Below are 20,938 nucleotides of genomic sequence, written 5' to 3'. Positions count from 1 at the left end.
ACACCATTATGTTTGACCGTTCGTCCAAAATTCCAATCACCGGCGATCCGCTGACAGACATATTGCGCGGATTGCGTCTCGAAGGCGTCGATTACGGCCGTTGCGAGATGAAGGAACCCTGGGGCATCCATTTTCCGGCTCAGGCGGCGGCACGGTTTCATTTCATCGGCCGCAAAGGCTGCTGGTTGCTGCAGCCGTCCGGTGAATGGGTCGAGCTCAAGGCGGGCGACGCGGTATTGTTGCCGCGCGGCTCAGCCCACACGCTGGCGAGCGAGCCGGGTATCGAGGCGGCGCCGATCCACGGCTATGAGGTCGAGGAAATCTGCAAGGGTGTCTATTGCATGTCGAATGACGGCATGCCCGGCTGCCGTCCGGGGACCTTGCTGTTTTTCGGCAGCATGTATTTCAATCTCGATGGCTTGCACCCCTTGCTCGGCATGATGCCGGACGTGATGCGCGCACATGAGTTGGAGGCCTATGAGCCAGGTATCCCGCATTTGCTGGAAGCGATGGCCCGCGAGGTGACGATGGAGCGCGTCGGCTCCGGCGGCATCTTGGCGCGGCTGGCCGATGTGCTCGCCGCGACCGTCATCCGCTCATGGGTCGAGCGCGGCTGCGGCGACTCTTCCGGTTGGATTGCGGCGGTCAGGGACCGCGAGATCGGCCGGGTGCTGGCCGCGATCCATCTGGAACCGAACCGCGACTGGACGGTGGAGGCTCTGGCGAAGATGATGGGTGCCTCGCGATCAGGTTTCGCCGAGCGCTTCGCAACCATTGTCGGCGAAACACCGGCAAAGTACGTCACGCAGGTGCGGATGCACCAGGCGAGGCAATGGCTGGTCCGCGACCGGCTCAAGATTTCCGTCGTCGCGGCTCGTCTCGGCTACGAATCCGACGCCTCCTTCAGCCGCGCCTTCAAACGGGTCATCGGATCGCCGCCCAGCCATTTCCGGGCCGAGGAACAGGCGGAGATCCGCCAGGCCGGCTAAACGTTGGCCGGCTTATTGCTCGGTAATGCAGGCCGAGCCGGCGCTGCTCTTGCAATATTTGCCGGAGGCCCCGCACCTGCCATCCGAGACTTCCACGACGGTGCCGCTCAACAACAGCTTGCAGTCGCTGGTGGACAGATTGACCGTGCCGTTGAGGTCCTTGATCTTCTTGGCGTCGACCTTCGCGCCGGCGACAACTTTCTTGGCTGCCTGCGCCTCGCCCAGATGCGCCGCCGACAATCCCATACCGGCGACGAGCAGGATCGTCGCAAAACTGCGGAACAGATTTCCCATAGCCAACCCTCCATTTTGGGCCTCCAAATTGGGCTTGCAAAGCCGTTTGGGACCAAAGGATCAGCCTATTCGACAAATCGGAGCATCCGCATCCCCCGTACGGGGGATGACGGGAAGACTCGAGCATTTCGCAGCCAAGTGGAATCACGTGGCGTCGCACAAATGCGGCTAAAACACATGGATAGAGCGGGATGCACGGTTCACTTTGAACGCATCCCGCTCTAGCGCAGTAAAGACGCTTGTACTTAGCCGGCGTGACGCAGGCTTATTCCGCTGCCCTTGTCGAACAGCACCACCTTGTCCGGGTTCCAGGCAAAGCGCACCGGCTGCTCTATCTGGACGTCGGTCCTGGCAGGCACGGTGGCGCGCAGCATGGCGTCGCCGACCCGCAGCGTCAGGATCTTCTCGACGCCATGGTTCTCGACGTCATGGACCCGCGCCTCGACCGGCGCGCCGGTCTCGAGATAGACGTCCTCGGGACGAATACCGAAGACGAGCGGGCGACCGTCGGTCGCCGCGCCCGTCTTTAGCCCCCACGAAGTCTTGGTACCCCCCGAAGTCTTGGCACCCCCCGCAAACGGCAATTCGAAATTGAGCGGCGCCATCACCGCACGTCCGTTGACGAGCTTGCCGTCGATGAGGTTCATCGGCGGCGAGCCGACGAAGCTTGCCACGTAGGTGTCGCGCGGATTGTTATAGATCTCGTACGGCGTGCCGGTCTGGACGATGCGGCCATGGTTGAGCACGCCGACCTTGTCACCCATCGACATCGCCTCGATCTGATCATGCGTCACGAACAGGAAGGTGGCGCCAAGCTGCATCTGCAGGTTCTTCAATTCGGTGCGCAGCGCCTCGCGCAATTTGGCGTCGAGCGCCGACAACGGCTCGTCCATCAGGAATACCCGCGGCTTGCGCACGATGGCGCGACCGATCGAGACGCGCTGCATCTCGCCGCCTGAAAGCCTGTCGGTCTTGCGGTCGAGCAGATGCTCGATCCTCAGCGTCCTGGCCGCGCGGTCGACACGATCCTTGATCTCGGCATCGGGCAGCCGGCGGATCTTCGGCTTCAGCGGAAATTCGAGGTTCTGGCGTACCGTATAGCGCGGGTACAGCGAATATTGCTGCAGCACCAGCGCCACGTCACGCTCGGCCGCGCCCCAGTCGGCGACATCGACGCCGTCGATGAAGACCTGGCCTTCGCTCGGTTTTTCCAGGCCGGCAATCATGCGCAGCGTCGTCGTCTTGCCGGCGCCGGTCTCGCCAAGCAGGACGAAGAACTCGCCATCGGCGATGTCGAGATCGAGCCCGGTCAAGGCGGTGTGGTTGCCGAATTTCTTCGAGATGTTCTTGAGTTGGATGTGGGCCATCAGAGTCTCACTCCCAGCGATTTGCCGCTCGCCGTGTCGAAGAAATGCGCCTGGCTGGGATCGATTCTGACGAAGACCCTTTCGCCGGGGCCGCTGATGAAGCCGCTCTTGGTGCGCGCACGCAGCATCTTGGAGCCGACCTTGAGGTCGACGATGTCGAAAGACCCGAGCGGCTCGACGATCTGCGTCTCCACCGGCAAGAATCCCTCGGCGGCTTCGCGGCGGACGAGGACGCCTTCCGGCCGGATGCCGAGCGCGAGTTGGCTGCCGGCATGGCCGTTGAGCTTCGACAGCAAGGCGCGCGGGAATTCGAAACCGGCGGCCGCATCGCCGACGGTGACCGAGGCCGATGAGGCTTTCTCGGTCACCGAAGTGTCGGCGACGTTCATCACCGGGCTGCCTACAAATTGCGCGACGAAAAGATTCGCCGGATGCGAATAGACCTCGTCCGGTGAGCCGACCTGCTGCAGCACACCTTCATGCATGATGACGATGCGGTCGGCGAGGCTCATCGCCTCGATCTGGTCGTGGGTGACGTAGATGCTGGTCGAGCCCTGCTTGATGTGCAGCCGCTTGATCTCGGCCCGCATCTCCTCGCGCAGCTTGGCATCGAGCGCCCCGATCGGCTCGTCCATCAGCATCGCCTTCGGCCGCCGCACCAAGGCTCGGCCGATCGCCACGCGCTGCATGTCGCCGCCCGACAGCGCCGACGGTTTCTTGGCGAGGAGATCGCTGATCTGCAGCGTCTTGGCGACCGAGCGCACCTCGCTGTCGATCTCGGCCTTGCTCTTGCGCGTCGCCCTGAGCGGAAAGGCGATGTTCTCATAGACGCTCATATGCGGATAGAGCGAGAACGACTGGAAGACCATGGCGATATCGCGATCGGCGGCCTTGAGGTGCTGGACCGGCTTGCCGTCGATGAGGATGTCGCCGCCGTCGATCGTCTCCAGCCCGGCAATCGCCCTGAGCGTCGTCGTCTTCCCGCAGCCCGACTGGCCGAGCAGCACGATGAACTCGTTGTCGTTGATCTTCAGGTTGAGGTCCTTGATGACCTGGACGGCGCCGAAATATTTCTGGACGCCTCGAAGCTCGATCTGGGTCAATGCTGTGCCCCCGGATTTGCCCCTTGCCCGGTGCCGGCCTTCTCCTCCGGCGCGATCTTGGAGGTGATGTTGAAGCCGATCAGGCCGATCAGGATGATGGTCACGCCATAGCTGTGCAGCAGCATGTTCCACGGCTGGCAGAGCGCGATGATACCGAGCACCATCAGCACCTGGCTGCCCGGTTCGAGATATTTCTGGTTGATGTCGCGAAAGCTCATTTGCGGATCGCTCCAAACGACATGCCGCGCAACAGGTGGTTGCGGAGCAGGAAGGTGAAGATCGCGACCGGCAGCAGGAACAGGAAGGTTCCGGCGGCAATCACCGTCCAGTCCGGCAGGCCGGAACCGATCTGGCTGGGGATGAAGGGCGGTGCTGTCTGGGCACGGCGGCTGGTCATGATCAGTGCGAAGGCATATTCGTTCCACGCCGTGATAAAGCAGAACACGGCGGTGGCGGCGATGCCGGTGGCGGCCTCGGGCAGCACGATCTTGAAGAAGGCCTCCATGCGCGTATAGCCGTCGACGAGGGCCGCCTCCTCATACTCCTTGGGGATCTCGTCCATGAAGCCCTTCATCAGCCACACCGAGAAGGACAGGTTGAAGGCGGTGTAAAGGATGATCAGGCCGATATGGGAATCGTTGAGGCCGACCGCCCGGTACATCAGGAACATCGGAATGGCGACGACCACCGGCGGCAGCATGCGTGTCGACAGGATGAAGAACAGTAGGTCCGCCTCGCCTTTTACCTTGAAGCGCGAGAACCCATAGGCGGTGAAGGTGCCCATGCCGACGGCCAGGACGGTCGAGGTTATGGCAACGATCAGTGAGTTCATGAAACGGCTCGGATAGCCCGACCACTGCACCTGGCCCTTGCCGTCGCGCACGATCTTTTCGCCTCCATTGAAGACGACGCGCTCCCACCACGGCGCAGCCGCGTACTCCTCCGGCGACGGCGGGCTGCGCAGCTGCGAACGCTTGGTGAACAACTTGACGAAGGGCGATATCTCCGGCTGGAAAACCACCGTCGGCGGAATGGTGGTGGCGAGGTTGCGCGGCTTGAACGCCGTCGAGGCGATCCAGTAGATCGGCGCCAGGAAGATGATCGTCACCAGCAGGACAGCGACGATGGCGACCCGGTTGAAGGTGATTTCGGAAGAAGTGCGGACTGCGGCCATCTCAGCGCTCCTTCACCTTGTTGAGGTATTTGACATAGATGTTGGTGATCGCCAGCACCATGATCAGCACGATGTAGGCGAGCGCGCAGGAACGCCCGGTCTGCCATTCCTGGAACGCCATCTTGTAGAGCCGGATCGAGATCAGCTCGGCCGTCGGCTGGCTGGTCAGGATGTAGGCGAGGTCGAAGGTCTTGAACGCCTCCATGGTGCGGAAGATGACCGCGATCATCAGGATCGGCGCAACAAGCGGCAGCGTTATGCGGAAGAAGGTGTAGAACGGCCCGGCCCTGTCGATCGCGGCTGCCTCGTAGAGATGCTTGGGCACGGCCGACAGGCCGGCCAGCGACAACAGCATGACGAAGGGCGACCACATCCAGATGTCGGTCAGCGCGACCGCATAGAGCGCCATTTTCGGATCCGACAGCCATTCGAAGGTGCCGAGGCCCAGCGCATAATTGATGATGCCGAAGGACGGATCGTAGAGCAGCTTCCAGAACAGGCCGACGACGGCCATCGACAGCATCATCGGCAACAACAGGAGCGTCGTCAGCAGGCCCTTGAGCGGAATGTCGCGATTGAGCAGCATGGCCACGCCGAAGCCGACGAGCAGCTGGCCGGCGACCGAGATGATGACGTATTTTGCGGTAATGGCGAAGTTGGACCAGACATAGGGATCGCTGAGCAGGTCGCGATAATTTTGCAGCCCGACGAAATTCGCCGCCGCGCTGGTCGAGGCGCGGAAATCGGTGAACGAATAGCCCAGCGAATAGATCAGCGGGAAGATGTTGAAGACGATCAGAAACAGGATCGTCGGGATGATGAAGAGATTGCGGATCGAAATGTCGCTTAGACCGCGAGCGGCGGCCCGCGAGGACCTGTCCAGCGTGGTGATCATCGTGGTCGCCAAGACTCTGCTCCCGGTTCAAAAATCAGAAAAAGAAACGGAGGAGGCACGAACGCCCCCTCCGTGAAACTTCATACTTATTGGCCGCGGCCGTATTTCTTGAAGGTCGCGTTCCAGTCGGCTGCCAGTGCGTCCAGCGTCTCCTTGGCGGTGCCTTCGCCGCCGATCATGTAAGGATAGATGCGCTGGTTAAGCTGCTGCAGCAGTTCCGCGTATTCCGGAACCGCCCAGAAGTCCTTGACCTTGAACATGGTCTCGTAGAACGCCTTGTTGTAGGGCGTGGCGTTCTGGAATTCGGGCGACTTGAGCACGGCGGCACTGCAGGTGTAGCCGCCAAGCGCTGCCCATTTCTTCTGGGTCTCGTCCTTGATGAACCATTCCAGGAACTTCGTCGCCTCTTCCTGCTTCTGCGAGTAGGAAACGATGGAGATGCCCTGACCGCCGAGTGCGGCGAACTGGTCGCCGCCAGGTCCGGCTGGATTGGCGAAGAAGCCGGTGTTCTTGGCGTTCGGGTTCGACGCCTCGTTGATCAACGAGGGGAAGAACGCGAAGTAGTTCATGCTCATCGCGGCCAGGTTTTCAGTGATCGCCTGGTTGTCCTCGACGAAGAACGACTTGGCCCAGCCCGGAGGCGTGAACTTGTAGAGTTCCTTGTAGGCGTCGAGCGCCGCGATCGCCTTGTCGGAGTTGATGAAGCCATCGACCTTGTAGGTCTTATAGTCACCCAGCTCGCCGCCGAAGGAGAACAGCGCGTTTTCGAAGCCCATCGCCATCGCGTCATAGGAATTGTCGGTGTAGATGGCGATGCCGTATTTTTTCTGGTCCGGCCGGTAGAAGAATTCGGCGATGTCGCGTAGCGCCTTGAAATCCTTCGGCACGTCGAGATCGTAGCCATACTTGGCCTTGAAGGCTTCCTTTTCCTTGGGGTCTTCGAACCAGTCCTTGCGATAGGACCAGCCGACGGCGTCGCCTTCGAGCGGAATGGCCCAGTACTTGCTGCTGCCGCCCGGATATTCGGCATAGTATTTCACCGTGGCCGGTGCCATCACTTCACCGACCTTGTGCTTGTTGAAGAAGTCGGTCAGGTCGACATAGTGGCCACCGGTCGAGCCAGCACCAAGCCATTGCGAGTCGCCGACGACCATATCGTAGGCGTCGCCATGGGCGTTGAACTCCGTGAAGGCCTTGGTCTGGAAGTCGGGCCACGGTGTGGTTTCCACCGTGATCTTGACGCCGGTTTCCTTCTCGTACTCGTTGCCGAGTTCCTGCAGGTAATTGGCCGGATCCCATTCCGCCCAGAAGATTGTAAGTTCCTTTTCCTGCGCGTAGACGGACGTTCCGCAGGCGAGCACTAGGCCGATACCAGCAAGCAAGCTGGTCATTGTCTTGCGCATAATGATTTCCTCCCTTGTGCGCATTCTACCGTTCATGAGAACCGGCATCGAGGCCGGCCCTGGTAGTCCTCCCGTGACGGCACCGTTTCGGTCTGTGAGCCTCCTCGCTCGACCGAAACGGATCTCAGCCTTCACCTTTGATCCGCTTTATTTGTCCTGATCTGGTATTACCAATTTAAGAGGAACGTCAAGCCCTTTCTTGGACGGTGGCGGACACGCAGACAAGTTGGCTTCTGCGATATCTGCCTGTTTTCCCTGAATTTTCCTACTCCTTGATACATGAATGCCTTACTTGGGCCGCTGCATCGCTAGTAGCATGAATAGCCAGGTTGAAAATCTGGTCGAACCAGATTGGCGTCATCTCACGGCGGTCGTCGGCGCGATCCCATCTCCTTCAATCATCGATTCGGTCATAGCCGCGCGCACAAGAGCGCCGGCCGCCCATTGCGCAACCGACATCATACTGCGGCTATCCAATCCCCATATATCCTTCAATACGATCAGCACCTCAACACCGAAGATCAATGACAGCGCCTGCGCGAGCCGCTTGAATTCGCGCGGCGGCAACCGGCCTTTGAGTGGCGCGATCGCATCTTTCAAAAGATCGACGCGATGGCCGCGCGTGAAGGCAGGTTCGCCGTCAAGCGTGCCTGCCTGTCGCTGCGCCCACTGGTCGAGCGACAGTTTCAGCGCCGCCTTGAACGTCGCTTCGAAGACCTCGATGCGCGGCATGGCGGTCTCGAACAGGTCGGCGACCCGGCGCTCGGGATCGGCAGAGCTCGATTTCCACGTAAGGATCGGCCCAAGCCCCTCATCGACCACCGCCTGCACCAACGCCGCTTGGCTCGGAAAATACCGATAGGCGGTGGCGCGCGAGACCTCCGCTGCCTCCGCCACCTCGCTGACGGAGGGCGTGGCGCCCGCCTGCATCAGCTTTGTCGCCGTCTCAAGCATGAGACGCCTGGTGCGCGCGCGGGCCCCGCGCTCTACTTGGGGGTTCGGCCCTTGGCTGGCATCGTCGTCCATTGCCGCTTGTTGACGTGAGACATTCATGTCAATACGATACGCGTGTCTCAAAAAATTGCAATGGCCCTTCGCGCCGTCGAACGGCCGGGCAAAAAGGGGCGGCAGCGCCGAGCACGCCCAAGACCGGGGAAACGCGATGAAGCGCATCTATGTGGTGGGCACCGCCGACACCAAGGGCGAGGAACTCGCATTTCTGGCCGATGCGGTCGCGGCTACCGGCGCTTCGATTGCCCGTGTCGACATCGGAACACGCGGCGCGACCGTGTCGGTCGATGTTTCGGCAGACGAGGTCGCCAGCCACCATTCCGAGGGTCGCAATGCCGTGCTCGGCGTCGACGATCGCGGCACCGCGGTGGCGGCGATGGCTGCCGCCTTTGCCCGGTTTGTCCAGTCGCGCAGCGATATTGCCGGGATTATCGGAATTGGCGGCGGTGGCGGCACCTCGATCATCACCGCAGGCATGCGCACGCTGCCGCTCGGTCTGCCCAAGATCATGGTTTCGACGTTGGCCTCGGGTGACACCGCGCCTTACGTCGACGTCTCCGACATCGTCATGATGCCGTCGGTGACCGACATGGCCGGCCTCAACCGGCTTTCGCGTGTCGTGCTGCACAACGCCGCCCAGGCGATATCAGGCATGGCGACAAAGCCGGCGCCGCCGCCCGAGGGCAAACCGTCGCTCGGCCTCACCATGTTCGGCGTCACCACGCCATGCGTGACCGCGATCGCCGATGAGCTTCGTTCGACTTATGACTGCATGGTCTTTCATGCCACCGGCACCGGCGGCCGCACCATGGAAAAATTGGCCGACAGCGGCCTGTTGTCAGGCGTCATCGACATCACAACGACCGAAGTCTGCGACTTGGTGCTTGGCGGCGTGCTGCCGGCGACCGAAGATCGCTTTGGCGCCATCGCCCGCACCGGGCTGCCTTATGTCGGCTCGGTCGGCGCGCTCGACATGGTCAATTTCTGGGCGCCGCCGACAATTCCGGAACGCTATCGCGGCCGGCTGTTCTATGAGCACAATCCAAACGTCACACTGATGCGCACCACTGCCGACGAAAGCAGAACGATCGGCGAATGGATCGGTACAAGGCTGAGCCTCTGCCAGGGTCCGGTTCTTTTCCTCATTCCGGAGAAAGGCGTGTCGGCGCTCGACATTGAAGGCGGCGCCTTCTTCGACCCTGAAGCCGATGCCGCTTTGTTCGAGGCGATCGAGCGTACCATCAAACCCGCCAAAACGCGGCGCGTGCTGCGCCTGCCGCTTCATATCAACGACCCCGAATTCGCCTGGGCTGCCACAACGGCCTTCCTCGACATCGCCAGACAGTGAGACACCAAGACATGGCCGCCATACCGCGCAAGAAAATCCTGGAGAAATTCCGCAAGATGATCGCGGACGGCGTGCCGATCGTCGGCGGCGGTGCCGGCACCGGCCTGTCGGCCAAGGCAGAGGAAGCCGGCGGCATCGACCTGATCATCATCTACAATTCCGGCCGCTACCGCATGGCCGGGCGCGGCTCGGCCGCCGGCCTGCTCGCCTATGGCAACGCCAACGAGATCGTCAAGGAAATGGCGTACGAAGTGCTGCCGGTAGTGAAGAAGACGCCGGTGCTGGCCGGCGTCAACGGCACCGATCCCTTCGTCATCATGCCGCTGCTTTTGGCCGAGTTGAAGACGATGGGCTTTTCCGGTGTGCAGAACTTTCCGACCATCGGACTGTTCGACGGCCAGATGCGGCAGAGTTTTGAAGAAACCGGCATGGGCTTCGGGCTCGAGGTCGACATGATCGCCGAGGCTCACAAACTCGACCTGTTGACCACGCCCTATGTCTTCAACCCAGACGAGGCGCGCGCCATGACAACAGCTGGCGCCGACATCGTCGTCGCCCATATGGGGGTGACCACCGGCGGCTCGATTGGCGCGACATCGGCTAAATCGCTGGACGACTGTGTGAGCGAGATCGACGCCATCGCCAAAGCGGCACGCTCAGTGCGCGAGGATATGATCCTGCTTTACCATGGCGGGCCGATCTCGATGCCGGACGACGCCAGATATATTCTCGAGCGCTGCAAGGGCCTGCACGGGTTCTATGGCGCCAGTTCGATGGAGCGGCTGCCGGCGGAAGCCTCGATCGCCAGGCAGACGGCGGATTTCAAGGCCGTCACGTTCGGCGCTGCGTAGAGACCAGCAAAAAGAAAGGTGGGACGATGACCGACAACAGCAAGGTATTCGTATATCCAAAAGACGTCAGCGCCTTCGGCTTCGACTGGGGCAGGCTGTCGCTGACGGTCGCTCCCGAAGTGAACGGCGCAAAGCGATTTTCCGGTGGTGTCGTCGACCTACCGTCAGGCAAAGGCCATACGCGTCATAACCATCCGGGTGCGGAGGAGATCATCTTTGTCATCTCAGGCAATGGCGAGCAGATGGTCGAAGACGAGAAAGGCAACCCGGTCGTCGAGAAAGTCGGCCCCGGCTGCACCATCTATGTGCCGGAAAGCCGCTTCCACTCGACGCTCAATACCGGCGACGGGCCGATGCAGCTTTTCGTCGTCTATTCGCCGGCCGGGCCGGAACTGGCGTTGCGCGACCTGCCGGATTTCAGGCTGCTGCCGCCGGGCGGGAAGTGAGATAGAAGCGCCTAACCCCCGCCCCTGTTCCAGCCCCGGCCCCGATCGCCGAACATGACGTAACCGGCATCGGTCACCGCCACCGTGTCCTCCAGCTTGATGAAGCCGCGCGTCGGGTGGAGCATGGTCGTCTCGACCGAAAGCACCATGTTCTTCTCCAGCGGCTTTGCGGCATAGGTGCCTTCATAGGTCACCGGATGGTTGGTCATCAGGAACGGCGCTTCATGCGTGATCAGCCCCATGCCATGCGCGAAGAAATCAGTATAGGCCGCAACCTTGGATTTCTTCAGAACGCCTTCGGCACGAGAAATCATGTCACCGCCCAGCGTGCCCGCCTTGACCTTGGAGAAGGCCGCCTGCTGCACTGTCTCGATCTCGGCCAGCAGATCCTCGAGTTCGGCGTCAGGGTCGCCCAGCACGCCCATGCGGCAAAGATCGCCGATATAGCCGTGGTAGTTGCCGCCGGAATCGATCGACATCACCTCGCCCTTCCTCCACGCCTGCGGCGAGGCGGCGCGGTTGTGGCTGGAGCCTAGCGTCAACAGGCAATATTCGAAATGCGCGCCGCGATTGGTCTCCTCGCGCCTGAGCTGTTCGATGATCTCGCTCTTGGTCGTGCCTTCGCGTGCCCAGCCGATGGTCGCCAGCATGGAATCGGTGATCAGCTCCGAAGCGATGCGCAGCTTTTCCAGCTCCGCCTCGGTTTTGATTGCCCGCATGCGCTCCAGCATATCAGTCGCATCGATCAGCTTGGCATCCGGCAGCGCGTTGCGGATCAGCATATAGGCGTCGGACGGCAGGAAGGCGGGCTCGATGCCGATGCGGGCATTGCCCTTGCCGATCTTTCGCAAATGCTCGACCGCCAGATTGGCGGCATCGAGCGTACCCCAGCAGGCGGCATGCAGTGTCGGCGTCCAGAACGGATGATTCTGGTGCTCGCCGCCTTCCATGCGGTTGCCGATATAGGCGGCATGCTCCGGCCCACCTTTCTCATAGACGACGACAGGCAGATAACGGCTGTGGCCGATTGCATCCATGGCGGCGAAGAAGATGAACTTGTAGCCGCCAAGCAGATATTGCGTGTTGTGCTTGGAGGTGGCGAGCAGCACGTCGATGCCGGCCTCCTCCATCAGCCCGTCCACCCTGGCCTGGTCGAACGGCACGCTGCCGACGGCATTCTTGCCTGGGGCAATGTTCATGTCTCTCTCCCTGAAATCCCTTAGCCGGCCGCTCGCCGGCACCGGCTTTTCCGGCTCTGAACCTCGGCTATGCTTAAATCTGCATCATTTTGCCCGATCTGGTCCAGCCAGAACGGGCGAACCAGCCCCAAAAGCTGCTCCACCGGCTGCACTTTACTCCAGTCTGGTCCTGCTAGAACCGCGCGTCGAACCATTTTCTGTACAACTGGTCCAGCGGACGGAAATTTCAAAGCCACGCAGAGATGCGCCAATTCCGTCTTTGGCGAAACCCCGCACAAGGCCCATAATCAGCTTTGCAGGATGCTTACGAGCGTCCGAGGGGTACGGCGGACCCGGCCGGGTCCGCGGAGAGGACGGAGTTCGATCATGCCAGAGTTCACCATTTCCAGACGTACAATGCTGGCCGGTTCGGCATTGCTGTTGGCCTCCACCGCCATGCCGACGATCGGCTCGGCGCAGACGCCGAGAAAGGGCGGACGACTGGTTGTCGCCGCCGATTCCGAGCCGCGCAATCTCAATCCGGCGATTGTCGCCTCGAACGGCGTCTTCTTCATTTCGAGCAAGATCGTGGAAACCTTGGCCGAGGCCTCCTTCGGCGGCAAGGACGGGCTCGATCCGCGCCTGGCGCTCAGCTGGGAAGGTGCCGCCGACGGCCTGTCGGTGACGTTTAAACTGCGCGAGGGCGTCAAATGGCATGATGGGAAGCCATTCACCTCAGCCGATGTCGCCTTCTCGGCGCTGCAGGTCTGGAAGCCGCTGCAGAATCTCGGCCGCACCGTGTTCAAGGATCTGGAGGCGGTCCACACGCCGGACGAAACCACCGCCGTGTTCAAATTCGCCAAGCCGACACCGTTCCAGCTGATCCGCAACGCCTTGCCGGCGCTGAGCAGCGTGGTGCCCAAGCACATCTATGAGACCGGAAAGATCGAGGACAACCCGGCCAACAACGCCCCGGTCGGCACCGGACCGTTCAAATTTGCCGAACACAAGCCCGGCGAATATTACCGGCTGGAGAAGAACACCGACTATTGGGGCAAGGACGAGCCCTATCTCGACGAGATCATCTATCAGGTGCTGCCGGACCGCACGTCGGCGGCCAGCGCCCTGGAAGCCGAAGAGATCCAGCTCGCCGCCTTCTCCGCCGTGCCCCTGGCCGATCTCGACCGCATCTCCAAAGTGCCCGGTCTCAAGGTGATCACCAAGGGTTATGAAGGGCTGACCTACCAGCTCGTCGTCGAGATCAATCATCGCCGCAAGGAGCTGGCCGACCTGAAAGTACGCCAGGCGATCGCTCACGCCATCGACAAGGATTTCGTCGTCAAGACGGTATTCCTTGGCTATGCCGCCACCGCCACTGGCCCGGTGCCGAAAAAATCTACACCTCCGACGTGCCGACCTACGCCTTCGACGTCGCCAAGGCCAACGCCTTGCTTGACGAGGCCGGCTACAGCCGGGGCGATGACGGCAAGCGCTTTTCACTGAGATTGCTGCCGGCGCCTTACTTCAACGAAACCAAGCAGTTCGGCGACTATCTGCGCCAGGCGCTCGCCGCCATCGGCATCGACGCCCAGCTGGTCAACAACGACTCTGCCGCGCACATCAAGGCGGTCTACACCGACCACGCCTTCGACCTCGCGGTCGGGCCGCCGGTGTTCCGCGGCGATCCGGCGATCTCGACCACCATCCTGGTGCAGAGCGGCATTCCCGACGGCGTGCCCTTCTCCAACCAGGGCGGCTACAAGAGCGCCGAACTCGATGCCCTGATCGCCAAGGCATCGGAGACGCTCGACACCGCCGCCCGCACCGAACTCTACAAGGAGTTCCAGAGGAAAGTTGCCGCCGACCTGCCGCTGATCAACGTCGCCGAATGGAGTTTCATCAGCGTCGCCCGCGATACGGTCAACAACATCGCCAACAACCCGCGCTGGGCGGTATCGAACTGGGCGGACACTTGGCTGGAGGGGTAAGAAAGTCTCTCCAGACTTGCGCGCCGCTTGTGTGGGTGCTCAGCTTCAGCGATGAGAGCTTTTTCGCGCCCCCCTCTGTCCTGCCCTCTTTGCCACCACTTGGCATCTCCCCCACGAACGGGGAGATCGGCTGTCATTGTCGCTTTTGCCAATCTCCAGCGTTGCAAGACGGCCGGCAACGCCGAAACTGCCAATCTCCCTCCTTGTGGGGGAGATGTCCGGCAGGACAGAGGGGGGCGCCGTAGAGCGCGGCACCGAAGACTTGGCTCTCCTATCGGCGTTGCGCCATGACCCGCGCCGTCATCCTCCTTCGCCGCCGTCTCGTCGGCAGCATCTTCGTGCTGCTGATTGTCGTCATCGGCACGTTCCTGTTGCTCGAAGCCGCTCCCGGCGACGCGGTCGATGCCTACATCGTCTCGACCGGCGGCGACGCCGGCATGATCGAGCTGTTGCGTCACCGCTGGGGGCTCGACCAGTCGGAGCTGACACGGCTCGCCAATTACCTTTGGGCGCTGCTGCATCTCGATCTCGGCCAATCGGTCACCTTTTCGCGGCCGATCCGCGATGTCATCCTCGAGCGCCTGCCCAACACGCTGCTGTTGATGGGCAGCGCCACCGCGCTCTCCTTCGGCCTCGGCTCGGCGCTCGGCATCTATGCCGGCGCCAGTCCCGGCAGCTTCCGCGATCGCTTCCTCTCCATCGGTTCGCTGGCGCTCTATGCCGTGCCGGGCTTCTGGCTCGGGCTTGTGCTGATCATTGTCTTCGCCGTCGACCTGCGCTGGTTTCCGATCGGCGGCATCGAGAGTATCGCCTCGGCCAGGACCGGCCTCGGTCGTGCCGCCGATATCGCCCGCCATCTCGTCCTGCCGGTTTCGGCGCTCGGCTTCATTTATCTCGCGCTCTATCTGCGCATGATGCGCGCCGGCATGGCCGAGGTGTGGCGACAGGACTTTGTGCTGGCCGCCCGCGCCAGGGGACTTTCCCGCCGCCGCATCGTGCTCGCCCATGTCGCACGCAACGCACTGTTGCCGCTGGTCACCATGCTCGGCCTGCAATCCGCGCAGATGCTGGGCGGCAGCGTCGTGATCGAGAGCGTCTTTTCCGTGCCCGGCCTCGGCCGGCTGGCGCAGGAAGCGGTGGCCGCGCGGGATACCCCACTACTGCTCGGCATTATTCTCACCAGCGCTGTCCTGGTCGTCATTATCAACCTTCTCGTCGACATCGCCTACGTCTTCCTCGATCCGCGCGTCGGCGCCAGTGAGGCCAGCGCATGACTCCACTTGCCCGCTTCCTGCGCACGCCGGAGGCTGTCGCCGGCGCGGTCATCCTGGCGGCGCTGTTTGCCGTGGCGCTTGCTGCACCTTTGTTCTTTCCCGGCGATCCGCAGGCGATTGCCGGACCGGCATTGCTGCCGCCGTTCCAGGACTGGTCGTTGCCACTCGGCACCGACCGCCTCGGCCGCGACGTGCTAGCCGAGCTCTTCCATGGCGCCCGTACCTCGCTGGCGGTCGGGCTGGCAGCAGCAGCCGCCGCCCTTGCCATCGGCGCCGTGATCGGCACCGTGGCCGGCTTTGCTGGCGGCCTTGTCGACGAGATGCTGATGCGCATCACCGACGCTTTCCAGACCGTCCCAGCCTTTCTGCTGGCTTTGGCTTTCGTCAGCATCGTTGGGCCGTCGCTCGGCGTCGTCGTCGCTGCGATCGCGCTGGGCGCCTGGACCGGACCGGTACGCGTGGCGCGGGCCGAAGTGCTGTCGATCCGCGAGCGCGATTTTGTTGCCGGCGCCCGCGTCATCGGCATGCATCCGCTGGAGATCGCCTTTCGCGAGGTGCTCCCCAATGCGCTGCCGCCGGTAATGGCTTTGTCGTCGGTGATCGTCGCCGCGGCGATTCTCACCGAAGCGGCATTGTCCTTTCTCGGCCTCGGCGATCCCAACCGGGTTACCTGGGGCGGCATGATCGCCGAAGGCCGCGCCGTGCTGCGCACCGCGCCCTTCCTGTCGATCATTCCGGGCGTAGCGCTCGTGCTCACCGTGCTCGGCGTCTATCTCGCCGGCGAAGGCGTCGTCGAGACGACGGCGATGAGGAGGAGCCTGTCGTGACGGCGCTTGCTTCGATCCGCAATCTGACGGTGACCTATCGCCGCGACGGCGCCGAGGTGGCGGCGCTGAAGAATGTCGGCTTCGACATCACCGCCGGCGAGCGCTTTGCCATCATCGGTGAAAGCGGTTCGGGCAAGAGCACGCTGGCGCTGGCCATTGCCGGGCTGCTGCCGGCCACCGCCAGGATCGAAGGCCGCATCGATTGGCTCTTGCGCCCGCCACCAATGTTTGGTGCCAAGGCACCCCCCTCTGTCCTGCCGGACATCTCCCCCTCAGAGGGGGAGATCGGCAGTTTCGCAGCCGGTTCCTTTCCGCCAGCTTCGGTGATTGGCGAAGGCAGAGATGAAAGTGCAATCTCCCCCCTTGAGGGGGAGATGTCCAGCAGGACAGAGGGGGGCGCGACAGAGCGCCGACCATTCGTCATAGCGACAAGCCACACCCCCATCGGCGGCCGCGATATCGGCTTCGTTTTCCAGGACCCATCCGCCAGTCTCGACCCGGTGATGCCAATCGGCAAGCAGATCGCGGAAGTCGCGTGCACTCATCTCGGCCTCAGTTGGCGAGACGCCTATGCCAAGGCAAAAACCCTGCTCGAGCGCGTCCGCCTGCCCGATCCGGACGCTGCCCTCTGCGCCTTCCCACACCAGCTCTCCGGCGGCCAGAAGCAGCGTGTGGCGATCGCCGCGGCGATTGCGGCCGGTCCGAAACTGCTGATCGCCGACGAGGCGACCAGCGCGCTGGATACGATCGTGCAGGCCGAGATCGTCGGGCTGATCCGGCGACTGGTGGCCGAGGACGGTATGACGCTGCTGTTCATCAGCCACGACATTGCGCTGGCCGCTGAGCTTGCGGAGCGCATCGCGGTGTTCCGGCATGGCGAGCTGCTCGAGCTCGGTTCGACAGCCCAAATCGTCAATGCGCCGCGTCACGCATACACTCGTGTGCTGCTTGACGCTCATCTCGGCCTCGACGCCGAGCCGCTGTTGCGAACATGACCGACCCGCTGCTCGCCGTTTCCGGCCTGACCAAACGATACAGTCGCGGCGGCAAGATCATCGCCGCGGTCGACGACGTTTCCTTCCACATCGACCCCGGCGAGACGCTGGCGCTGGCCGGACCTTCCGGCAGCGGCAAGTCGACGATAGCTCGTCTAGTGCTCCGGCTCATCGAATTCGATACCGGCCGTATAGAGTTTGAAGGCAGCGATTTCCTGTCGCTGAACGGCGCTGCCTTGCGCGGCCGGCGCGCCCGTCTTCAGATGGTGTTTCAGGATCCGCTCGCCGCCTTGAACCCACGCGCCACAGTCGCGCGTGTGCTCGACGACCCCTTGCGCATCCATCACATTGCCTCTGGCCCCGAGCGCCCGCGCCATATTGCAGCTCTGCTGGAACGCGTCGGCCTCAGCCCCGGTCTCGCCGGCCGCGCCATTCACGAAATTTCCGGCGGCCAACGCCAGCGCGTTGCAATCGCCCGCGCCATCGCCACGAAACCGTCGCTGGTCGTGCTCGACGAGGCCGTGTCGGCGCTCGACGTTTCGGTGCGCGCGCAGATCCTGCAGCTGCTGCTTGACCTTCAACGCGAGGAACGCATCGCCTATCTGTTCATTTCGCACGATCTCGGCGTCGTCCGTGCCATCGCCCACCGCATGGCCATTCTGGACGCCGGGCGCATTGCCGAGAGCGGCGATGCCCGCACCGTCATCGACGCGCCGCAATCCGCGATCGGCAAGGCGCTGGTGGCGGCAGCGCCAAGACTGTCAAGGATCGAACGGGACGCATCATGACCGACGCCGAAGCCCGAGCCGAAAAACTGTCGCGCGAACTCGATTCCGCCTTCCGCAACCGCGCCGATCTCTATCGTCTATTCCTCGACGAGCTAACCGCGGAGTTGGGCGCGGAAAAAGCCGAGGCGATCATGATCCGTATAATCGAACAACGCGGCAAGGAGGTTGCGGCGGCGGCCTTTGCCGATTTCGGCCCAAACGACGCACCGGCGATCGGCGAGGCGTTCCTCGCCGTCAGCCCGGATGGCGGTCGCATGTATCCGACCGACGTCGAACGCGGTCCGGACCGCATCGCCTTCAAGGTCAGGCGCTGTCCGCTGAAGGACGCCTGGGTCGAGGCCGGCGTCGGCGACGAGAAGCTCGCCACACTCTGCCGCATCGCCGGCGCCTTCGACCGTGGCCTGTTCGAGGCCACCGGAGTGCGCTTCGACAACGTCACCTGGACGCCCGGCCACGGTTCCGGCTGCTGCCACATCGCCTTGACCAACCGGGATGCCGGTTAGAGCTGCATCCATGCAGCACATTTAGGTGGCGGCAGGACGTGGAACTCTGTTTTGGGGCGTGCTGCCAAACACCGAAGCTCGCGCGCCGGGACGGAAAAACCCGGCCCCGCAAGGCTACAGGGGTTTTTGATGCTCGCATGCAAGGAATTTGGTTGCGGGGGCTGGACCTTCCTTGGTGTCTCGCTGTGCCTGCTTCGTGGTATGCATACGACGACGGCCGCCTACTGACGCGTACCTTGAGGCGTTAGTGTCCGCTTAGATTAAGTGGACGCTTGGCGAATGAAGTATCTGGCTATGGAGCAGCCGTCGACGGTGGAAGCGAGCACGTCCGCGGCTCTGCCGCCGCCGGGTGCGGGCCGACAGCGGACGCGCCGCTCCTGGACGGTCGAGCAGAAGCTGGCGATCGTGCGTGAGGTGCAGGAGACCGGTGATCCCGTGTCGGTTGTGGCGCGGCGTCACGATATGAACGCGAACCACTTGTTCATCTGGATGAAGCAAGCCCAGCAAGGGCGATTGGGCCGAGCCAACCCGGTGCCCGAGACCCCACCGATCGCCTTCATTGACATGGGTGTTGTCGGTCCCAGCCTGCACGATGTAGAGCCGGAAGAGTCGGCTCCTGCGCGATCGCACTCTGAAGTACCAGCTACGACCAGCCAAGCGGTGTCTACCGGTGGCCGGATGGAAATCGTCGGGGCCAACGGTCGGCGTGTGATCGTCGACCGCACTGTCGACGTCAGTGTCCTGCTGCGGATCTTGCAGGGACTGGAAATGCTGCGATGATCCCGACAGAAGGCGTGCGTGTGTGGTTAGCCACAGGCTACACCGACATGAGATGTGGCTTTCCATCACTGGCGCTACGGGTGCAGGAGGTCCTCAAACACAATCCCCTTGGGGGCAACCTGTTTTGCTTCAGGGGGAAACGCGGAAATTTGTTGAAAGTCATTTGGCATGATGGCCAAGGAGCATGCCTGTTCACAAAAAGACTCGAGCGCGGCCGCTTCATATGGCCGACAGTTGAGGGTGGAGCTGTGACAGTATCTCCTGCACAGCTGAGTTATCTCTTGTCTGGCATAGACTGGCGCAACCCTCAGGAAACGTGGCGTGCAACTCGGGTTGGGTAGCATTTTTTTATTGAAAATACGATGGAATGTGATTCAATCGGCACATGACTTCGAAGCCGGTTGAGCTCCCCTCGGATCTTGCCAGCGCCTACGTGGCGCTGCTGGCTGAGCGTGAGGCGTTGCAGGCTGAACGCGATGTGGCGGTCGCGGATGCTGCCAACTGGCGGGCTGAAGCCGCCAACGCGCAGGCCATGCTGTCCGACACCGAGGCCCGGATTGCGTATCTCGAGCTGCGCATCGAGAAGCTGAAACGCGAACTGTATGGGCAGCGCTCCGAGCGCACGGCGCGGCTGATCGAGCAGTTGGAATTGGAACTCGAAGACCTCGTCACCTCGGCGACCGAGGACGAGCTTGCCGCGCAGGCCGCGGCGGCGAAGACGCAGAAGGTCCGACCGTTCACGCGCAAGCGACCGGTGCGCAAGCCATGGCCGGATGACATCGAACACGAGCGCGTCGTCATCGACCCTCCAACTGCCTGCGCCTGCTGCGGCGGATCGCGGCTGTCCAAGCTGGGCGAGGATGTGACCGAGACGCTGGAAGAGATTCCGCGCCGGTTCAAGCTGATCGAGACGGTGCGCGAAAAGTTCACTTGCCGCGATTGCGAGAAGATCACCCAGCCGCCGGCGCCGTTCCATGCCACGCCGCGCGGCTTCATCGGTCCCCAACTGCTGGCGACAATCCTGTTCGACAAGTTCGGCATGCATGCTCCACTCAACCGCCAGAGCGCGCGCTTCAAGGCCGAGGGGATCGACCTGCCGCTGTCGACGCTGGCCGATCAGGTCGGCCACGGAACCTTCGCCGTCATGCCGCTCTTCCAGCTGATCGAGCGCCATGTGCTCGCGGCCGAGCGCCTTCATGGCGACGACACCACCATCCGCATCTTGGCGAAGGGCAAATGCGCGACCGGGCGCATCTGGACCTATACGCGCGACGACCGGCCCTTCGCCGGGCCTGCGCCGCCGGCCGCGATCTATTACGCCTCGAGCGACCGGCGCGGCGAGCATCCTCAGAAGCATCTGGCTGGGTTCGCCGGCATCCTTCAGTGCGACTGTTACAGTGGCTTTGAGCCGCTGTTCGACCCGCAGCGGAAGCAGCAGCCAATCACGCCGGCATTTTGCTACGCCCATGCGCGGCGAGGATTCTTCGAATTGGCCGACATTGCGAAAAAGGCCCGGGATGGCAAGAAGGGCAAACCGATCTCCCCGATTGCGCTGGAGGCGGTCAGGCGCCTCGACGCCCTGTTCGAGATCGAGCGCGCCATCAACGGCCGCAGCGCTGACGAGCGGTATGCCGTGCGCCAGGAGAAGAGCAAACCACTTCTCGACGACATGCACGCCTGGTTGCTCCGCGAGCGCGATACCCTCTCGCGCTCTTCCGAGGTCC

The 20,938-nt window shown here is 62.6% G+C and carries 21 protein-coding genes and 1 pseudogene; 13 read left to right on the top strand and 9 right to left on the bottom strand.

The window, feature by feature from the left end; all coding sequences use genetic code 11:
* Window positions 1–8: 8 nt before the first annotated feature.
* Window positions 9–989 carry an AraC family transcriptional regulator gene (locus NKK47_RS14490; protein WP_023675183.1) on the top strand — a complete coding sequence of 327 codons (981 nt, stop codon included), beginning with the start codon at window positions 9–11 and terminating at the stop codon, window positions 987–989.
* Window positions 990–1,001: 12 nt separating this feature from the next.
* Here NKK47_RS14490 and NKK47_RS14485 read toward each other — a convergent pair whose 3' ends face one another.
* From NKK47_RS14485 to NKK47_RS14450, 8 genes are all read right to left on the bottom strand, one after another.
* Window positions 1,002–1,283 (bottom strand): hypothetical protein, encoded by a 282-nt coding sequence (locus NKK47_RS14485; protein WP_352448400.1) that lies wholly within the window; start codon window positions 1,281–1,283, stop codon window positions 1,002–1,004.
* A gap of 245 nt (window positions 1,284–1,528) precedes the next feature.
* Entirely contained in the window at window positions 1,529–2,650 is a 1,122-nt protein-coding gene (locus NKK47_RS14480; protein WP_352577403.1) for an ABC transporter ATP-binding protein, read from the bottom strand.
* Entirely contained in the window at window positions 2,650–3,753 is a 1,104-nt protein-coding gene (locus NKK47_RS14475) for an ABC transporter ATP-binding protein (RefSeq protein ID WP_352577401.1), read from the bottom strand. Before NKK47_RS14475 ends, NKK47_RS14480 begins: the two co-directional genes overlap by 1 nt.
* Entirely contained in the window at window positions 3,750–3,971 is a 222-nt protein-coding gene (locus tag NKK47_RS14470; protein ID WP_023675179.1) for a hypothetical protein, read from the bottom strand. Before NKK47_RS14470 ends, NKK47_RS14475 begins: the two co-directional genes overlap by 4 nt.
* A complete protein-coding gene (locus tag NKK47_RS14465; RefSeq protein ID WP_352448403.1) occupies window positions 3,968–4,927 on the bottom strand; it encodes a carbohydrate ABC transporter permease in 960 nt (319 codons plus the stop codon). The genes NKK47_RS14470 and NKK47_RS14465 overlap by 4 nt, the downstream gene beginning before the upstream one ends.
* Before the next feature lies 1 nt (window position 4,928).
* Window positions 4,929–5,834: a carbohydrate ABC transporter permease gene (locus NKK47_RS14460; RefSeq protein WP_023722315.1), complete on the bottom strand. Its 906-nt coding sequence runs from the start codon at window positions 5,832–5,834 to the stop codon at window positions 4,929–4,931.
* Between the two features lie 74 nt (window positions 5,835–5,908).
* Window positions 5,909–7,225 (bottom strand): ABC transporter substrate-binding protein, encoded by a 1,317-nt coding sequence (locus NKK47_RS14455; RefSeq protein WP_352448404.1) that lies wholly within the window; start codon window positions 7,223–7,225, stop codon window positions 5,909–5,911.
* 357 nt (window positions 7,226–7,582) lie between these two features.
* Window positions 7,583–8,278, bottom strand: coding sequence for a TetR/AcrR family transcriptional regulator (locus NKK47_RS14450; protein WP_502897736.1), 696 nt, complete (start codon window positions 8,276–8,278; stop codon window positions 7,583–7,585).
* A gap of 109 nt (window positions 8,279–8,387) precedes the next feature.
* Between NKK47_RS14450 and NKK47_RS14445 the strand changes: the two genes are divergently transcribed.
* The 3 genes from NKK47_RS14445 to NKK47_RS14435 are packed head-to-tail and all read left to right on the top strand — an operon-like array spanning window position 8,388 to window position 10,881.
* Entirely contained in the window at window positions 8,388–9,584 is a 1,197-nt protein-coding gene (locus NKK47_RS14445) for a Tm-1-like ATP-binding domain-containing protein (RefSeq protein ID WP_352577399.1), read from the top strand.
* An 11-nt stretch (window positions 9,585–9,595) separates the two neighbouring features.
* Entirely contained in the window at window positions 9,596–10,435 is an 840-nt protein-coding gene (locus NKK47_RS14440; RefSeq protein ID WP_352577397.1) for a phosphoenolpyruvate hydrolase family protein, read from the top strand.
* Between the two features lie 26 nt (window positions 10,436–10,461).
* Window positions 10,462–10,881, top strand: a complete 420-nt coding sequence (locus tag NKK47_RS14435) for a cupin domain-containing protein (RefSeq protein WP_352577395.1) — start codon at window positions 10,462–10,464, stop codon at window positions 10,879–10,881.
* Between the two features lie 11 nt (window positions 10,882–10,892).
* Here NKK47_RS14435 and NKK47_RS14430 read toward each other — a convergent pair whose 3' ends face one another.
* A complete protein-coding gene (locus tag NKK47_RS14430; RefSeq protein WP_352577393.1) occupies window positions 10,893–12,080 on the bottom strand; it encodes a M24 family metallopeptidase in 1,188 nt (395 codons plus the stop codon).
* A gap of 69 nt (window positions 12,081–12,149) precedes the next feature.
* Between NKK47_RS14430 and NKK47_RS14425 the strand changes: the two are divergent.
* The 9 genes and pseudogenes from NKK47_RS14425 to tnpC all read left to right on the top strand — a co-directional run.
* Window positions 12,150–14,047 (top strand): annotated as a pseudogene (locus tag NKK47_RS14425) (ABC transporter substrate-binding protein).
* A gap of 287 nt (window positions 14,048–14,334) precedes the next feature.
* Window positions 14,335–15,321 carry an ABC transporter permease gene (locus tag NKK47_RS14420; RefSeq protein WP_352577391.1) on the top strand — a complete coding sequence of 329 codons (987 nt, stop codon included), beginning with the start codon at window positions 14,335–14,337 and terminating at the stop codon, window positions 15,319–15,321.
* Window positions 15,318–16,148 carry an ABC transporter permease gene (locus NKK47_RS14415; protein WP_352577389.1) on the top strand — a complete coding sequence of 277 codons (831 nt, stop codon included), beginning with the start codon at window positions 15,318–15,320 and terminating at the stop codon, window positions 16,146–16,148. Before NKK47_RS14420 ends, NKK47_RS14415 begins: the two co-directional genes overlap by 4 nt.
* A complete protein-coding gene (locus NKK47_RS14410) occupies window positions 16,145–17,143 on the top strand; it encodes an ABC transporter ATP-binding protein (RefSeq protein ID WP_352577387.1) in 999 nt (332 codons plus the stop codon). Before NKK47_RS14415 ends, NKK47_RS14410 begins: the two co-directional genes overlap by 4 nt.
* The gene (locus NKK47_RS14405) at window positions 17,140–17,931 is read left to right on the top strand and encodes an ATP-binding cassette domain-containing protein (protein ID WP_352577385.1); all 792 of its coding nucleotides are present in this window, start codon (window positions 17,140–17,142) and stop codon (window positions 17,929–17,931) included. Before NKK47_RS14410 ends, NKK47_RS14405 begins: the two co-directional genes overlap by 4 nt.
* The gene (locus tag NKK47_RS14400) at window positions 17,928–18,434 is read left to right on the top strand and encodes an L-2-amino-thiazoline-4-carboxylic acid hydrolase (protein WP_352577383.1); all 507 of its coding nucleotides are present in this window, start codon (window positions 17,928–17,930) and stop codon (window positions 18,432–18,434) included. Before NKK47_RS14405 ends, NKK47_RS14400 begins: the two co-directional genes overlap by 4 nt.
* Window positions 18,435–18,713: 279 nt before the next feature.
* A complete protein-coding gene (gene tnpA, locus NKK47_RS14395) occupies window positions 18,714–19,214 on the top strand; it encodes an IS66-like element accessory protein TnpA (protein ID WP_502904998.1) in 501 nt (166 codons plus the stop codon).
* Entirely contained in the window at window positions 19,211–19,555 is a 345-nt protein-coding gene (gene tnpB / locus NKK47_RS14390; RefSeq protein WP_352577381.1) for an IS66 family insertion sequence element accessory protein TnpB, read from the top strand. Before tnpA ends, tnpB begins: the two co-directional genes overlap by 4 nt.
* 44 nt (window positions 19,556–19,599) lie before the next feature.
* Window positions 19,600–20,938: IS66 family transposase (gene tnpC, locus NKK47_RS14385; protein WP_352577379.1), on the top strand; the 1,339-nt coding region annotated here is incomplete at its 3' end.

Source organism: Mesorhizobium sp. M0019, assembly GCF_040323975.1.
In the GTDB taxonomy this organism is placed as follows: domain Bacteria; phylum Pseudomonadota; class Alphaproteobacteria; order Rhizobiales; family Rhizobiaceae; genus Mesorhizobium.
The sequence above is the reverse complement of the archived record's forward strand: the minus strand, read 5'-3'. Positions and strand labels throughout refer to the sequence as shown.

Coding starts and splice junctions, on each gene's coding strand:
- NKK47_RS14465 (WP_352448403.1), bottom strand. CDS start 4,927: ATGGCCGCAGTCCGCACTTCTTCCGAAATCACCTTCAACCGGGTCGCC.
- NKK47_RS14400 (WP_352577383.1), top strand. CDS start 17,928: ATGACCGACGCCGAAGCCCGAGCCGAAAAACTGTCGCGCGAACTCGAT.
- NKK47_RS14470 (WP_023675179.1), bottom strand. CDS start 3,971: ATGAGCTTTCGCGACATCAACCAGAAATATCTCGAACCGGGCAGCCAG.
- tnpB (WP_352577381.1), top strand. CDS start 19,211: ATGATCCCGACAGAAGGCGTGCGTGTGTGGTTAGCCACAGGCTACACC.
- NKK47_RS14435 (WP_352577395.1), top strand. CDS start 10,462: ATGACCGACAACAGCAAGGTATTCGTATATCCAAAAGACGTCAGCGCC.
- NKK47_RS14445 (WP_352577399.1), top strand. CDS start 8,388: ATGAAGCGCATCTATGTGGTGGGCACCGCCGACACCAAGGGCGAGGAA.
- NKK47_RS14420 (WP_352577391.1), top strand. CDS start 14,335: ATGACCCGCGCCGTCATCCTCCTTCGCCGCCGTCTCGTCGGCAGCATC.
- NKK47_RS14415 (WP_352577389.1), top strand. CDS start 15,318: ATGACTCCACTTGCCCGCTTCCTGCGCACGCCGGAGGCTGTCGCCGGC.
- NKK47_RS14480 (WP_352577403.1), bottom strand. CDS start 2,650: ATGGCCCACATCCAACTCAAGAACATCTCGAAGAAATTCGGCAACCAC.
- NKK47_RS14490 (WP_023675183.1), top strand. CDS start 9: ATGTTTGACCGTTCGTCCAAAATTCCAATCACCGGCGATCCGCTGACA.
- tnpA (WP_502904998.1), top strand. CDS start 18,714: ATGAAGTATCTGGCTATGGAGCAGCCGTCGACGGTGGAAGCGAGCACG.
- NKK47_RS14440 (WP_352577397.1), top strand. CDS start 9,596: ATGGCCGCCATACCGCGCAAGAAAATCCTGGAGAAATTCCGCAAGATG.
- NKK47_RS14430 (WP_352577393.1), bottom strand. CDS start 12,080: ATGAACATTGCCCCAGGCAAGAATGCCGTCGGCAGCGTGCCGTTCGAC.
- NKK47_RS14455 (WP_352448404.1), bottom strand. CDS start 7,225: ATGCGCAAGACAATGACCAGCTTGCTTGCTGGTATCGGCCTAGTGCTC.
- NKK47_RS14485 (WP_352448400.1), bottom strand. CDS start 1,283: ATGGGAAATCTGTTCCGCAGTTTTGCGACGATCCTGCTCGTCGCCGGT.
- NKK47_RS14405 (WP_352577385.1), top strand. CDS start 17,140: ATGACCGACCCGCTGCTCGCCGTTTCCGGCCTGACCAAACGATACAGT.
- NKK47_RS14450 (WP_502897736.1), bottom strand. CDS start 8,278: ATGAATGTCTCACGTCAACAAGCGGCAATGGACGACGATGCCAGCCAA.